The 13,242-nt window shown below is 62.3% G+C and carries 15 protein-coding genes and 1 tRNA gene; 7 read left to right on the forward strand and 9 right to left on the reverse strand.

Going from position 1 to position 13,242, the window contains the following annotated elements:
• Positions 1-25 precede the first annotated feature (25 nt).
• Positions 26-364, forward strand: coding sequence for a colicin E1 family microcin immunity protein (locus HWW83_RS17550; RefSeq protein WP_033645080.1), 339 nt, complete (start codon positions 26-28; stop codon positions 362-364).
• A gap of 147 nt (positions 365-511) precedes the next feature.
• Here the strand turns inward: HWW83_RS17550 and HWW83_RS17555 are convergent.
• The 3 genes from HWW83_RS17555 to HWW83_RS17565 all read right to left on the reverse strand — a co-directional run bounded on the left by HWW83_RS17555 (position 512) and on the right by HWW83_RS17565 (position 3,322).
• Positions 512-606 (reverse strand) — tRNA-Sec (locus HWW83_RS17555).
• A 97-nt stretch (positions 607-703) separates the two neighbouring features.
• Complete coding sequence (locus HWW83_RS17560) at positions 704-2,047, reverse strand: esterase-like activity of phytase family protein (RefSeq protein ID WP_025304806.1); 1,344 nt, start codon at positions 2,045-2,047, stop codon at positions 704-706.
• Between the two features lie 75 nt (positions 2,048-2,122).
• Positions 2,123-3,322 (reverse strand): cyanate transporter, encoded by a 1,200-nt coding sequence (locus HWW83_RS17565; protein ID WP_176589456.1) that lies wholly within the window; start codon positions 3,320-3,322, stop codon positions 2,123-2,125.
• 126 nt (positions 3,323-3,448) lie between these two features.
• On the opposite strand from HWW83_RS17565, the gene HWW83_RS17570 reads away from it, so the two are divergent.
• Positions 3,449-4,303 (forward strand): LysR family transcriptional regulator, encoded by an 855-nt coding sequence (locus HWW83_RS17570; protein ID WP_089195339.1) that lies wholly within the window; start codon positions 3,449-3,451, stop codon positions 4,301-4,303.
• A 6-nt stretch (positions 4,304-4,309) separates the two neighbouring features.
• On the opposite strand, the gene HWW83_RS25725 is transcribed toward HWW83_RS17570, so the two are convergent.
• Complete coding sequence (locus HWW83_RS25725) at positions 4,310-4,591, reverse strand: hypothetical protein (protein ID WP_232091465.1); 282 nt, start codon at positions 4,589-4,591, stop codon at positions 4,310-4,312.
• 108 nt (positions 4,592-4,699) lie between these two features.
• On the reverse strand, positions 4,700-5,320 hold the full coding sequence (locus HWW83_RS17580; protein ID WP_033645102.1) for a nucleotidyltransferase domain-containing protein: 621 nt from the start codon (positions 5,318-5,320) through the stop codon (positions 4,700-4,702).
• A gap of 208 nt (positions 5,321-5,528) precedes the next feature.
• Here HWW83_RS17580 and HWW83_RS17585 point away from each other — a divergent pair, with 208 nt between their 5' ends.
• The 3 genes from HWW83_RS17585 (at position 5,529) to HWW83_RS17595 (ending at position 8,495) form a co-directional block, all read left to right on the forward strand.
• A complete protein-coding gene (locus HWW83_RS17585) occupies positions 5,529-6,917 on the forward strand; it encodes an amidohydrolase family protein (RefSeq protein ID WP_176589457.1) in 1,389 nt (462 codons plus the stop codon).
• A gap of 100 nt (positions 6,918-7,017) precedes the next feature.
• A complete protein-coding gene (locus tag HWW83_RS17590; RefSeq protein WP_069100550.1) occupies positions 7,018-7,569 on the forward strand; it encodes an isochorismatase family protein in 552 nt (183 codons plus the stop codon).
• 2 nt (positions 7,570-7,571) lie between these two features.
• Positions 7,572-8,495 (forward strand): GlxA family transcriptional regulator, encoded by a 924-nt coding sequence (locus HWW83_RS17595; RefSeq protein WP_033652294.1) that lies wholly within the window; start codon positions 7,572-7,574, stop codon positions 8,493-8,495.
• On the opposite strand, the gene HWW83_RS17600 is transcribed toward HWW83_RS17595, so the two are convergent.
• Entirely contained in the window at positions 8,490-9,482 is a 993-nt protein-coding gene (locus tag HWW83_RS17600) for an acyltransferase (RefSeq protein WP_033645106.1), read from the reverse strand. The two genes, HWW83_RS17595 and HWW83_RS17600, sit on opposite strands and share 6 nt — an antisense overlap.
• A gap of 217 nt (positions 9,483-9,699) precedes the next feature.
• Here HWW83_RS17600 and HWW83_RS17605 point away from each other — a divergent pair, with 217 nt between their 5' ends.
• Positions 9,700-10,947, forward strand: coding sequence for an MFS transporter (locus HWW83_RS17605; protein WP_033633516.1), 1,248 nt, complete (start codon positions 9,700-9,702; stop codon positions 10,945-10,947).
• Between the two features lie 53 nt (positions 10,948-11,000).
• On the opposite strand, the gene HWW83_RS17610 is transcribed toward HWW83_RS17605, so the two are convergent.
• Positions 11,001-11,627: a LysE family translocator gene (locus tag HWW83_RS17610; protein WP_047573204.1), complete on the reverse strand. Its 627-nt coding sequence runs from the start codon at positions 11,625-11,627 to the stop codon at positions 11,001-11,003.
• A 121-nt stretch (positions 11,628-11,748) separates the two neighbouring features.
• Between HWW83_RS17610 and HWW83_RS17615 the strand changes: the two genes are divergently transcribed.
• Entirely contained in the window at positions 11,749-12,660 is a 912-nt protein-coding gene (locus HWW83_RS17615) for a LysR family transcriptional regulator (RefSeq protein ID WP_033645108.1), read from the forward strand.
• Positions 12,661-12,671: 11 nt separating this feature from the next.
• Here the strand turns inward: HWW83_RS17615 and HWW83_RS17620 are convergent, their stop codons facing one another.
• Together HWW83_RS17620 and HWW83_RS17625 are read right to left on the reverse strand one after the other, a co-directional pair.
• Positions 12,672-12,947: a type II toxin-antitoxin system RelE/ParE family toxin gene (locus tag HWW83_RS17620; RefSeq protein ID WP_033636570.1), complete on the reverse strand. Its 276-nt coding sequence runs from the start codon at positions 12,945-12,947 to the stop codon at positions 12,672-12,674.
• A complete protein-coding gene (locus HWW83_RS17625) occupies positions 12,947-13,207 on the reverse strand; it encodes a CopG family ribbon-helix-helix protein (protein ID WP_142001737.1) in 261 nt (86 codons plus the stop codon). Before HWW83_RS17625 ends, HWW83_RS17620 begins: the two co-directional genes overlap by 1 nt.
• Positions 13,208-13,242 lie beyond the last annotated feature (35 nt).

Below are 13,242 nucleotides of genomic sequence, written 5' to 3' on the forward strand. Positions count from 1 at the left end.
GGAACTCATGTCCAGGGAGGCACAAATGACCAAAGCGTATTATTGGAAAAGTCAGGTGTGGGGCGTGACTTACTTTTTTATCGCGCTTTATTACATCTATTCTTTCCAGGACATGGTGAATATCGCACTTTCGTTGATCCTCTCCATCCTGAGCTTTTTACTGTATCCCTGTGCTAAAAAAGGCACTGAAATGGCCGCCCTGCAGTTCACGAGTGAAGAATTTTGGCACCGCGGACTGTTCGCCGATACCATAGGCAAAAATGGCGTGCTGATCCTGTATTATGCATTCTGTTATGTCATGGCCCTGCCGCTGGGCGCCCTGTATCTGCTTGCCCTGTTTCTCAGAAATAAAAAGGCCGCGTAAGCGGTTTTTACGTCAACGGCTTACTGCCTCATAGTCCTTCTTCATGAACGTTTCTTCTACCCACGCAAGCTGCGCTATCACAAAGCGAAAGAAGCAAATTACCCCTACCGGAGCCGACAATCACAGAGGAGATTGGGAGACATTGATTGGCGGAAGATCACAGGAGTCGAACCTGCCCAGGACCGCTGGCGGCCCCAACCGGATTTGAAGTCCGGCCGCCCCACCGGGGACGAGGATCTTCCTTGGAGAAGAGGGAAGCAAGGCGCTGATTATAGCGCAGTTCGTTCGCTGCGCTAAGCGGGAAATGGCGGCCGCCGGCGATTCGGCGGCCAGGGGGAGCTACTTCAGGAAATCCTTCACGTCTAGCAGGATGAACTCGTTGTCATCCGCCATATTGGGCTGGCGGCTGGAGGAAAACGGGAAGTTGTTGTCGTTGCCGACGATGATGTGGTTGGCGTCCACCACGTCCACGTTCTCGATAGTGAAGAACGGGAAGGTCAGCACGCCGTCGTTCAGCGGCTTGCGCGCCAGCTTGTTCGGATCCTGAATGTTCATCAGGTCGATATAGCCCAATTTTTCGACCGGTTTGCCGACGTTGGCGTCCGAGAAGGCGATTTTATACACCCGCTTGAACTTGGCCACCTGGCTGAAGCAGTTGTCGGTTGGCGCGCCGGCGGCGCAGGCTTTATCCGGCGTGCCTTCGCCGTTGTCGCGCTCAATCACCAGCCCGTGGGTGGCGTCGATCATGTTGAAATCGCCGATGGCGTTCTGGTTGTCTTCCAGCACGTACTGCCAGCTGCGGCCGGTCCAGGCCTGCTGTTTGACGTCGAACTCCAGCACCCGCAGGTAGCGTTTGCCGCCGACGTTCTCGAACTGTTCGCCATCCCACAGCGCCCCTTCCAGCAGCGGGTACAGCTTGCTGCCGTCCGGCGAGGCGGCCATGCCTTCAAAGCCTTTGGAACGCGCCACCTGGAAGTTCTGCTTGCCGTCCGGCGCGCCCGGCAGGGTCAGCGTCGGGTTGTCCGGCGATTTCACCACCTTGCCGTCTACCTGAGTGTCGAACACCGCCAGCACTTTGCCGTTCAGGTCGGCCTTGATCAGGTAAGGCCCGAACTCTTCACCGATCCATAAGGCATCGTCGGCAAACTGGAAGCTTTCCGGATCGAAATCGCTGCCGGTCAAATAACGTTTCTCGGTGCTCTCGTTGATGATGTGGAACGGCACCTTTTTATCCGGATCGTGCAGGAACACCGTCTTCAGCGGCGCGACCGTGCCGTCTTTGAAATCGATCTTGTAGTGATTGAGGTACAGCATGGCGTCCGGCGAATTGGCCTTGCTGCCGAAGCCGTTGTCGGTCAGCACCCAGTAGGTGCCGTCGGGCATGTGTTTGATGCCGGAGTGGCCCTGCAGCGGCTGGCCGTCGATCGGCAGGCCGAGGCCGGTCAGGCGATCGGCGGATTTGCCCGCCACGCTGCCCAGCTCGGTGACGCGTTTGCCGCTGGTGTACTTGCCGCTCTGCTGCAAATCGCTCGGCGCGTCCTTCGGTGTGGAAACGGCAGATTTCACCGGCAGCAGCGCATGCCCGGCCAGCGTCGCTTGCACCGGCTGCGCGTCGGCCCACAGGTTGGCGCTCAGCGCCATGCAGCCGACCAGCAGCGCCAGCCGGGTTTTGGTGTTGTGCATGTCATTGTCCCTTTTCGTTGTTATCGCCCAGAAGTAAAAGCAACGTCACTATAGGGAGCAGCAATGACAGAAATATTATTCGGCGAACGCCCGTCGGTAGCTGTGCGGATGGAAGCGCCAGGTGATGGCGACCAACACCACCACCAGCAGCGCGTGGATCTGCCAGTCCAGCACGAAGCCGCCGCTGTAGTCGCGCAGCAGGCCGGAAAGGTAGGGCGTCACACCCGCCAGCAGGAAGCCGACGCCCTGCATAAAGGCCACCAGTCGCCCGGCCGCCGCCGGCTGATGCAGGTGATCGAGCGCCAGCACCAGGCACAGCGGGAACGCGCCGCCCAGCCCCAGCCCGGAGAGCAGCACCCACAGCCACGGCAGCGTCTGCGGCAGGTAAATCAGGCCGATAAAGCCGATCAGTTGCATCATCAGCGCCAGCAACAGCAGCGGCCGCCGGTCATGATTGCGCGCCAGCGCCGGCAGCAGCAGCGCCCCCACCACCTGGCCAAAGGTCATCAACGCCAGCAGCGAACCGCTGGCCTGCGGCTGCCAGCCGAGCTGCATGTAATACGGCGGCAGCCAGGCGATCAGGCTGGTATAGCCGCCGTTGATCAGGCCGAAATAGGCGCCAAGCAGCCAGGCGCGCCGGTTGCGCAGCAGGCTTGGCCCGCGGTTTTCGCCCGCCGCGCCCAGGCGAGACAGCCCACGGCTGACCGGCCACCAGGCCAGCAGCGCCACCAGGGCCGGCAACGCCCACCAGGCCAGTGCGCTGTGCCAGTCGTGCCCTACGCTCATCAGCCACGGCGTGATCGCCGCCCCCAACCCGCCACCGCCCATCAGCGCCGCCGACCACAGCCCGGCCACCAGCGCCATGCTGTTGAGGAAGTGATGCTTGATGATGCCGGGCATCACCGCCTGGATCACTCCGATGCCGAGCCCGCCCAGCACCGCGCTCATCAGCAGTTGCACGCTGCCGGGGGCCAGTTCGCGCCAAAGCGCGCCCAGCCCGATCGCCAACAGGCTCAACGCCACGGCGCTGCGTTCGCTGAACAGTCGGTTGATGGCGCCGCCCGCCAGCGCCATCAGGCCCATCATCAGCACCGGCAGCGTGGTCAACAGCGCCGCGCCGCCAAAACTCAGCCCGGTGGCCTGGCGCAACGTCGGCAGCAACGGGCCGATCGAGGTCAACAGCGGCCGCATGTTCAGGCCGATCAACACCAGCGCCAGCAACAGGGGGTTGAGCCAACGGCGTGGAGAAGGTGAATTAACAGAATGATTTAACACGGCATATTCCTGGTACTGCGAAATGAAGAGTGCGGCGTCACAGCGCGATCGCCGCAGCGTTGCGTTACTGTAGGCAACGCCGCTAGTATTGGGAAATTAAATAATAAAATAGCCAACAGTGGGAAAATGAATCGCTACCCGATGTTCAATCCGCAGCTGCTGCTCAGCTTCGTCGCCGTGTGCGACAGCAACAGCTTCACCCGCGCCGCAGAGCGGGTGTTTTTGTCGCAGTCCACCGTCAGCCAGCAGGTGCGCCGGCTGGAAGAGATGCTGGGCAAGCCGCTGTTTGAGCGTTCCTCGCATCAGGTGCTGCTGACCGAAGAAGGCGTCAAGCTGTTGAGCTACGCGCGCCGCATTATCGCGCTGAATGAAGAAGCCCACGATGCGCTGACCGGCATCTGGCGCGACGGCGTGCTGCGGATCGGCATGCCGGAAGATTTCGCCGTGCCCACCACCGGGCTGCTGGCCGAATTCAGCCGCGAGCACCCGCACCTGCGGCTGGACGTCGCCAGCGGCCTGAGCGCCGATCTGCACAGCGCCTACGCGCGTGAAGAGCTGGATCTGATCCTGGTGAAGCAGCGCCGCCGGCAACCGCCGCGCGCCGCGCGGCCGGAACCGCTGCTGTGGCTGGACAGCCTGGCCTTCCCGGCCATCGAGCAATCGCCGGTGCCGCTGGCGGTATTTCCACTGAACGGCCTGTACCGCGACGAGCTGTGCCAGGCGCTAGACACCCTCGGCAAACGCTGGCGCATCGGCTACAGCAGCGCCAGCCTGGCGGCGCTGACCGCCGCCTCCGCCGCCGGGCTGGGCGTCACCCTGCTGCCGGCCGGCTGCCGTCTGGCGACGCACCGGGTGCTGGGCGCGGCCGAAGGATTGCCGCCGATAGACAGCTTCGAACTGGCGCTCTACTACCGCGACGGCGCCCCCGCCGCCACGCTGGCGCTGGCCCAGCGGCTGGCGGCGTTTTGCGGGCTGAAGTAAGGCATCTTACGCCACTATCTGCGGATGTTCGCGCTGCAGCCAGTCGATAATCCGTACCCACAGCGCTTCTGTCTGCTCAAGGCAAGCCTGTACCGCCGCGTCCGTCACCAAGTCGCCGGAATAATCCGCCACGTTGCGCTGTTTTCGCAATGCATCCAGGCAGATCATTTCCTCTCGCGGCAGCCCTACGGTGAGCGGCAACGATTGGATCATGATCTGGTGATGGCCGGGTTTGCTGGTCAGCGTGCGGTATCCTTTGGCTTGTAAAGCGGCATTCGCCATTTGCATGACCGCCTTGTATGCCGTGTCGAAACGGCTCTCATTGCTAAGCTGAGTGATACCCGCATCGCGTCGGTTGCGAGCGGCGGCGGCCAGCAATTTTTTAATCGCCCCGCGTCAGGCGTTATCACCTCCAGTCCCAGCCCGACCAGATTGTCCAGCGTCATCCTTGTCTCCCACAATCCAGAGTTGGGGTTTATCCATAATGTCCTGAATAAACGCGGAGTTCTCGGCCAAAGCCGCTCGCCACTCTTCAGGCGAATACAGTTTGGGGTTAATTTCCCGACCCAGCGTTGCCTGCAGCGGGTAAACCGCCTGAATCACCTCCGCAAAAGACAGTTTGCCGACGATCAGAACATCGATATCACTGGCCGCCGTCGCTTTGCCACTGGCGACAGAACCAAAAATAAAAGCGCGTTCAATAGCTTCGCCAAACGCTGCCAATGTCTGCCTTAAGCACTCCGCCGGCCCGCAAACCTTGCGGAAAATCGCCGCCAGCTCAGGGAAAATCAGGCAATCGGCGTTGGCCTGATAGCAAATTTGGTTGCCCTGCCGCTGCCTGAGCAAGATGCCGCTCTCCGCCAACCTGCTCAACTCTTTATGTAAAGTGCCGGCCTGAGTTGCGGTGCGCCGCGCAATTTCTCGCACATGAAACGCACGCCCGGCTTCAATAAACAGCAGGCTTAGCACTTTTCTACGGTATTCGCTGAACAGCAACTCGAGCATCGGATCGTGCATAACGCTGACCTCAATGTAGCTTTAATGACTACAAATGTAGCCATTAAAGCTACGAAAGAGCAAGCCAGGAAAATCCTTGCCCCGGCGCACGCCGGTCATTACCAAATCGAATAGTCACCAGTGGCAAATGTCGCTGCCAACCGGCCGGTTCCTCTCCTAAATTGGGGGATGTTTTCACCCACCTCACCTCTGGATTAAGGAACCGAACGTGGAAAACCCTCAACAACCGGGCCGCAGAGCCTTCCTCAGCCAAACCGGCAAACTCACCACCGCCTGCGCGGTGATCGGCCTGACGGGCGGCATGGCGCAGGCCGCGTCACCGGGCGGCGAGCCGTGTGCGCCAACGCCGATGACCCTGACCGATCGCCACTACTGCCTGAGCGAGGTGCGGCTGGAAGACGGCTTTGAATACGACGGCGAAACGGTGATCGGCACCCGCACCGCGCTGTACACCCTGGAGATCAAAGACGGCAAGATCGCCGCCATTCACGCCGCCAACGCCGCGTTGCCGGCCGGCGTGCCCCGCTATAAGGCGCAGGGCCGGCTGCTGCTGCCGGCATTTCGCGATATGCACATCCACCTGGATAAAACCTTCTACAGCGGCCCGTGGCAGGCGCCGCGCCCGCGCCAGGGCAAAACCATCATGGACATGATCGCGCTGGAGCAGACACTGATCCCGACACTGCTGCCCACCTCGCAGCAACGGGCGGAAAACCTGATCGCCTTGCTGCAGTCCAAAGGCAGCACCGTGGCACGCAGCCACTGCAATATCGATCCGGTCAGCGGCCTGAAAAGCCTGGAGCACCTGCAGCGCGCGCTGGAAAACCACCGGGCGGACTTCAGCTGTGAAATCGTCGCCTTCCCGCAGCACGGCCTGCTGCACTCCAGGGTCGATGCGCTGATGCGCGAAGCGATGCAGATGGGCGTGCAGTACGTCGGCGGGCTGGATCCGACCAACGTCGACGGCGCGATGGAGAAATCGCTCGACGCCATGTTCCAGATCGCCCTCGATACCGGCAAAGGCGTGGATATCCACCTGCATGAAACCAGCCCGGCCGGGGTCGCCGCCATCAACTACATGATCACCACCGTGGAGAAAAACCCAGCGCTGCGCGGCAAGGTCACCATTAGCCACGCTTTCGCCCTGACCACGTTGACGCCGGGCGAACTGGCGGAAACCGCCACCCGGCTGGCGGCGCAGCAGATCACCATCGCCTCCACGGTGCCGATCGGCGGCCTGATGATGCCGCTGCCGCAGCTCAGTGAGAAAGGGGTGTTCGTGATGACCGGCACCGACAGCGTGATCGACCACTGGTCGCCGTTCGGCACCGGCGACATCCTGGAGAAGGCCAATCTGTACGCCCAGCTGTACCGCGGTTCCGACGAGTATCACCTGTCGCGCGCCATGGCCATCTCCACCTGCGGCGTGCTGCCACTGGACGATAAGGGGCAGCGCGCCTGGCCGAAAGCCGGCGATGCCGCCGAGTTCGTGCTGGTCAACGCCAGCTGTTCCGCCGAGGCGGTCGCCCGTCTGCCGGCGCGCAGCGCCACCTTCCATCAGGGGCGCCTGGTCGCCGGCCAGGTGAGCAAAGCCTAAGGTCGGTCCGCTGTTGTCATCATGATGGCCGTTTTTGGCCTTCTGCCAGAGTAAGGCGCGGCGCAAGATGGTCGCTACACACACTGGCGGAGGGCCGAAAATGTCACAGAGCGCGTTATTGATCATCGATGTCCAGCAATCATTCCAGCACCGTCCATTCTGGCAGGAGGACGATTTGCCTGCGTTTCAACAGGCGCTGACCCGCCTGATTGCGGGCTGCCGACAGCGCGGCGCGGCCCTGGTCGACGTGCTGCACGTTTCGCCGCAAGGGCCGTTCTCACTGGCTTCGGGCCATGTGCAGCGCCTGCCGTTCCTCACCCACCAGGCGGATATCACCGTACACAAGCATGTGCACAATGCGCTGACCGAATCCGGCCTCAACGCCTGGCTGCGCGAGCGGGACATCAACCACCTGATCGTCTCCGGCATCCGCACCGAGCAGTGCTGCGAAACCACCACCCGGGTGGCGTCCGACCTCGGTTATCGGGTGACTTTCGTCACCGAGGCGACGCTGACCTTCCCGATGCGCCATCCCGACGGCGAAGTCTTTACCCCCGCGCAGTTGAAGCGGCATACTGAAACCGTACTGGTCGATCGTTTCGCCCGCATCGCCAGCGTGGATGAGGCGCTGGCGCAACTCGCACAGGAGTAATCATGTCGCAGGCCGTCTATTTTCTGCTGTTGCCCAACGTGCTGTCGCTGGACGTCAGCGGCCCGGCGGAAACCCTGCGCCTCGCCGGGCAGTTCAGCCTGCGTTACCTCAGCCCGGCGCCGCAGATCGTCTGCTCCATCGGCATGACGCTGAGCGGCCTGCAGCCGTTGCCCGAACGCCTGGAAGACGGCGCCATCCTGGTGCTGCCGGGCGTCGGCGATTCGCAGCGCTATTTCGCCGGAGAGGAGGCCGAGCAGGCGCGCCGCTGGCTGGCGACGCTGCGGCCCGATCTGCAACGGCAGCGCATCACCCTGGTGTGCATCTGTTCCGGCGCGCTGCTGGCGGCGCAGGCCGGGCTGCTCGACGGCTATCAGTGCACCACCCACCACGACGTCATCGAACGTATCCGCCTCCAGGCGCCGGCGGCGCAGGTGAAAGAGAACCGCATCTTCGTCGAAGACCGTGGCGTCTACACCAGCGCGGGCATCACCACCGGCATCGATTTGGCGCTGCACCTGGTCCACCGCCACTGCGGTTCCGGCCGGGCGCGCGACGTCGCACGCGACATGGTGGTTTATTTCCGCCGCGCCGGCGACGATCCGCAGCTGTCGCCCTGGCTGCGCTACCGCAACCACCTGCACCCGGCGGTGCACCGCGCGCAGGACGTGATGGCCGCAGAGCCGGAGGCCGACTGGTCGGTGCCGCAGATAGCGGAGAAGGCGCACGTCAGCAGCCGCCACCTGGCGCGGCTGTTTCGCAGCCACGTCGGCATCAGCGTGCGGGAATATCATGAGCAGCTGCGGTTGGCGGTGGCGCAACAGCGCCTGCAGCAAGGATATGGCTTGGAGAAGGCCGCGCTGGCGGCTGGGTTTTCTTCCGGGCGGCAACTGCGCCGCGCCCAGCAGCGCCAGCGCTCGCCGCTATGACACCAGCCGGCGGGTATCCAGCCGCTGCAGGCCGACAGACAGCAGCAGGCTGCCCCCCAGCGCCACGCCGAACACCCAGAAGATATCCAGCAGCGGGTGGCCGGTGAAGTCCAGGTGCCGGCTGCGCATCACGTTGACGATCAGGGCGTGAAAACCGTAGATCGCCAGCGAATGGCGGGAAAATACGCTCAGCCAGCCGATCGGCTGCGGCAGACAGTGTTTCACCCACACCAGCAGCGCCACCGCCGCCATAAACACCAGCGGGCCGCTGTAGATGTAGTAGGTATCGGCGAAGTTGCCGTTGATGAACAGCTGATGTTTGGTGCCGCGCGCAATCAGCGCCACGCACAGCGCAAATCCCAACGCCGCCAACCAGCCCACGGCGCGCCCGCGCGCCTCCATCATGCCAATCGCCCGTCCGGCCAACGCATACAGCAGGTAGTAGAAGGTATCGCCGTAGATATACAGGTTAACCGGCAGCAGATGCGCGTTGCCGAAGGTCAGCTTATCGGTATTCGGGTTGGCGATCGCCGCCAACATCACCAGCGCGGCGGCCAGGTAGCGGCGCGATACCGGTTTGACGCTAATCAGCGGCGACAGCAGGTAAATCACCGCGATGGCGTAGAAAAACCACAGATGATAGAACACCGGCTTTTGCAGGATGCCGCGCAGCGACGGCCAGAAACCGATCTTGGTGAAAGCCGCGATATAGATCAGCGCAATGGCGCTGTAGAACAGAATGCAGCAGAGGATGCGGGTGAAATGCCGCCGGCCGGCGCTCTTTTCGCCGAAGAACAGGTAGCCGGAAATCATGAAGAACAGCGGCACCGACACGCGCGACAGTGAGTTCAGCACGTTGGCGATGTCCCAGTTGTGCAACCCTATCGCCGCGCCGTTGGTGACGTAATAGGTGGTGGCGTGGATCATCACCACCATCATGCACGCCATCGCCCGCAGGTTGTCTATCCAGCCGATTTTCTCGCTCAAACGCTCGCCCGATCTTGTGTCATATTGATATGTTAAGAAGAGGTTATCGGGCACGGCGTTCGGCGACAACCCAAAAGCGAAATATCAGAATGCACTTAAACAACACCTTATGATTGCGAAGGTGAACAATTGGCGGCAAAATAGCCGCCATAACTCGCTCAGTTTGCGCTTCCCGCCCTGGCAGTTCCTTTTTCTCTTTTACTATCAGTACAATAATATGAAAACGACATTACCACCTGCGGCACGTTTGGGCCGGCAGGCGCTTTTATTCCCTCTTTGTCTGGTGCTGTTCGAGTTCGCCACCTATATCGGCAACGATATGATTCAGCCCGGCATGCTGGCCGTCGTGGCGGATTTCAACGCCGGCGAAGAGTGGGTGCCCACCTCGATGACCGCCTATCTGGCCGGCGGCATCTTCCTGCAGTGGCTGCTCGGGCCGCTGTCGGATCGCCGCGGCCGTCGCCCGGTGATGCTGGCCGGGGTGGCGTTCTTTATCGTCTCCTGCCTGGCGATCCTGCTGGTCACCACCATCGAGCAGTTCATCGCCATGCGTTTCCTGCAGGGCATCGGCCTGTGCTTTATCGGCGCGGTCGGCTACGCCACGATTCAGGAGTCGTTCGAAGAGGCGGTGTGCATCAAAATCACCGCCCTGATGGCTAACGTGGCGCTGATCGCCCCGCTGCTGGGGCCGCTGGCCGGTGCGGCGCTGATCCACGTCGCACCGTGGCAAAGCATGTTCGTGCTGTTTGCGGCGCTGGCGGCCATCGCCTTCTACGGCCTGTGGAAAGCCATGCCGGAGACCGCCACGCTGCAGGGCGAGGCGTTCTCCGCCGCCAACCTGTGGCGCGACTACCGCCAGGTGCTGGGCAACCGCCGCTTCCTGTGCGGCGCCCTGGCGATCGGTTTCGCCAGCCTGCCGCTGCTGGCCTGGATCGCCCAGTCGCCGGTGATCCTGATCAGCGGGGAGTCGTTGTCGACGCTGGATTACGGCCTGCTGCAGATCCCGGTGTTCGGCGCACTGATCCTCGGCAACCTGACGCTGGCGCGCCTGACCGGCAAAAACAGCGTGGAGCGCCTGATCAAGCTGGGCGCTGGCCCGATGCTTCTGGGGCTGCTGATCGCCGCGCTGGCGACTCAGTTCTCCAGCCACGCCTACCTGTGGATGACCGCCGGCCTGAGCCTGTACGCCTTCGGCATCGGCCTCGCCAACGCCGGGCTGTACCGCCTGACGCTGTTCTCCAGCAACGTCAGCAAAGGCACCGTGTCCGCCACCATGGGCATGCTGAGCATGATGGTGTTCACCGTCGGCATCGAGCTGGCCAAGGTCGCCTACGTCTGGGGCGGCAGCGGGTTGTTCAACCTGTTCAACCTCATCAGCGGCCTGTGCTGGCTGACGTTGGTGGCGCTGTTCCTCGCCAAACGCCGCAACGGCGATCCCACCCCGCAGCCGAACGGCGCGGCATAAGCGCGACGATAAAACGCCGGTCTGGTTTCCCGACCGGCGTTTTTTATGCGGCTTCAGCCGAGCAGCTCCCCCAGCGCATACCCCGCTCCCACCACCGCTACCGCCAACAACAGCAACGCCGACAGGACGGAGATCGCCCGTCGCGCGCGCTGCAATGCCGTTCCCGACAGCAGGGTGATATAGGCCAGCAAGATGGCGAAGTCCATCAGCACCCACAGCGCGATCAGCAACGTCAGGCTGCCGCCGACCGAGGGGGTGACGGCGATGAACTGCGGAAAAAAGGCGACGAAGAAAATGATGTCCTTAGGGTTGGCGATGCCCACCAGAAAACCGTTCACGATCGCCGAGCATTTTTGCGGCGGCGCAACGGGCCGCGCATCGGGGGCCGGCGAGGAGAAATCCTCATACAGCGAGGCGATCGCCATGCGGGCGATAAACAAGCAGCCCAACAGGCTGATCCCCTGCAGCATGCGCCTTTCGACGGCGAACAGCCCGGTGACGATCAGCGCAGCGATGCCGATCAGCAGCAGTGAGGCCCCGTTGCTGCCCAGCGCGGTCCACAGCGCCCGCCGGGCGCCAAAGCGCGTCGCGGTGTTGGCGACCATTACCACCACCGGCCCCGGCGTGGCGATAAGCAGGAAAATAGCGGCGAAATACGCCGCCAGCAACGACAGGTTCATCTTTATTTCACTCACATTCAGACGGTTGGCATCGGATCATTATGATGCCGCCGCCCCCGCCTTGAAAAAGGAGTAATCCTGTCGTTTACTGTGAATCAGACTCATCCTGAGAGACGCCGCGATGGCCAGTTCCCTTCCGCCGCTTTACGCCCTGCGCGCCTTCGAAAGCGCCGCCCGCACCGGCTCGTTCACGCTGGCCGCCGACGCGCTGCATCTCACCCCCAGCGCCGTCAGCAAGCATATCAAAACGCTGGAGCAGCACTTTGGCTGTCGCTTGTTCCAGCGCAATGGCCCGCGCATCGAGGTCACCCCGCAGGGAAAAATCTTCGCCGCCGAGCTGCAGCAGGGGTTTGCGCGCATCGAGCAAGCCTGCGAGCTGTTCAGAAGCCACCGCGATCTGCTGCGGCTGAAGGCGCCCTCTACCCTGACCCTGCGCTGGCTGCTGGACTGCCTGAGCCGGTTCCGGCAAACGGCGCAGGCGTTCGAAGTGCAGGCAGCCAGCGTGTGGATGGACATCGACAACGTGGACTTTTTCAGCGAACCCTACGACTGCGCCATTCTGCTCGGCAACGGCTATTTCGGCGCCAACACCGCCGCCGTAAAACTGTTCGACGAATGGCTGATCCCGATTTGCGCCCCTGCGCTGCTCGCCGACGCGCAGCGCGATCTTGCCGCCTGCCCGCTGCTCCATCCTTCGCCCGATCGGCGCGACTGGCGGCGCTGGCTGCAAAAAAGCGGCATCGCGACCCCGATCGATCTTATGCGCGGCCAGGTATTTGATTCGCTGGAACAGGGCAACGCGGCGGCCATCGCCGGGCACGGCGTCTCGATCGGCGATCTGGCGCTGAGCCTGCGGACGATTGAGGAGGGGTTATTGGCGGTGCCCTGTGACGCCGCCGTGCGCACCGGCGACGGTTACTATCTGGTTTGGCCGGAGGAATCGGCGAAACGGCCGCTGATCGAGCGTTTACAAGCGTTTCTCGCCGCCCAAACGCCCGACGTCAGCCGGGCCGCCGTCAGGTTTATCGGGTAGGGGAGTTCGGCCTATCGCTCTTCGCGCGTATGCCAAATACGCAGAACATAAATCGTTGCCGGCTGCACCTGGTAACGTATCTCATAACGGCCGACCAGAATACGCCTCACTTCCTGCGGTAAAAACTCGTCCAGCCTTTCACCCAGGCGAGGATTATCGAGCAACGCTTTAGGCGCGGCGACCAAGGCCTTCACCGAATTCGCTGCCGCAGTGCGGTTAGCCAAGGCAAGAAACTCAAACAAACGCGCCAAATCCGATAGCGCCTTACTCGTCCATTTTAACTCCATCAGCGCGGTACCGGCAGCGGCTCGTCACTGTCCAGGCTGGCCGCCCAGGCTTCTACCGACTCATGATCGATAACGTTTTGCTGTTCGACATCGGCCAGCGCCGCCAGCGTTAACCGACGGCGCTCTTCCTCTTGCTCAAGCCAGGCGGCGAGGGCTTGCTTCACTATCCATCCCCGTGAGCGTTCAAGTTTGGCGGCCATTTCATCCACCTTTGCAGCCAAAGGCAGCGGGACATGAGCGGTGATAACTTTCGTATTCATCGTCTTGCTCCTCAGTACAATCAATATCAATCAAA

The sequence above is a fragment of the Serratia ureilytica genome, from assembly GCF_013375155.1.
GTDB classification, from domain to species: domain Bacteria; phylum Pseudomonadota; class Gammaproteobacteria; order Enterobacterales; family Enterobacteriaceae; genus Serratia; species Serratia ureilytica.

Excerpts from the sequence above, each read along its gene's own strand:
- HWW83_RS17550 (WP_033645080.1), top strand. The coding sequence starts at position 26 with ATGACCAAAGCGTATTATTGGAAAAGTCAGGTGTGGGGCGTGACTTAC.
- HWW83_RS17560 (WP_025304806.1), bottom strand. The coding sequence starts at position 2,047 with ATGCACAACACCAAAACCCGGCTGGCGCTGCTGGTCGGCTGCATGGCG.
- HWW83_RS17570 (WP_089195339.1), top strand. The coding sequence starts at position 3,449 with ATGAATCGCTACCCGATGTTCAATCCGCAGCTGCTGCTCAGCTTCGTC.
- HWW83_RS25725 (WP_232091465.1), bottom strand. The coding sequence starts at position 4,591 with ATGCAAATGGCGAATGCCGCTTTACAAGCCAAAGGATACCGCACGCTG.
- HWW83_RS17580 (WP_033645102.1), bottom strand. The coding sequence starts at position 5,320 with ATGCACGATCCGATGCTCGAGTTGCTGTTCAGCGAATACCGTAGAAAA.
- HWW83_RS17590 (WP_069100550.1), top strand. The coding sequence starts at position 7,018 with ATGTCACAGAGCGCGTTATTGATCATCGATGTCCAGCAATCATTCCAG.
- HWW83_RS17595 (WP_033652294.1), top strand. The coding sequence starts at position 7,572 with ATGTCGCAGGCCGTCTATTTTCTGCTGTTGCCCAACGTGCTGTCGCTG.
- HWW83_RS17605 (WP_033633516.1), top strand. The coding sequence starts at position 9,700 with ATGAAAACGACATTACCACCTGCGGCACGTTTGGGCCGGCAGGCGCTT.
- HWW83_RS17610 (WP_047573204.1), bottom strand. The coding sequence starts at position 11,627 with ATGAACCTGTCGTTGCTGGCGGCGTATTTCGCCGCTATTTTCCTGCTT.
- HWW83_RS17615 (WP_033645108.1), top strand. The coding sequence starts at position 11,749 with ATGGCCAGTTCCCTTCCGCCGCTTTACGCCCTGCGCGCCTTCGAAAGC.
- HWW83_RS17620 (WP_033636570.1), bottom strand. The coding sequence starts at position 12,947 with ATGGAGTTAAAATGGACGAGTAAGGCGCTATCGGATTTGGCGCGTTTG.
- HWW83_RS17625 (WP_142001737.1), bottom strand. The coding sequence starts at position 13,207 with ATGAATACGAAAGTTATCACCGCTCATGTCCCGCTGCCTTTGGCTGCA.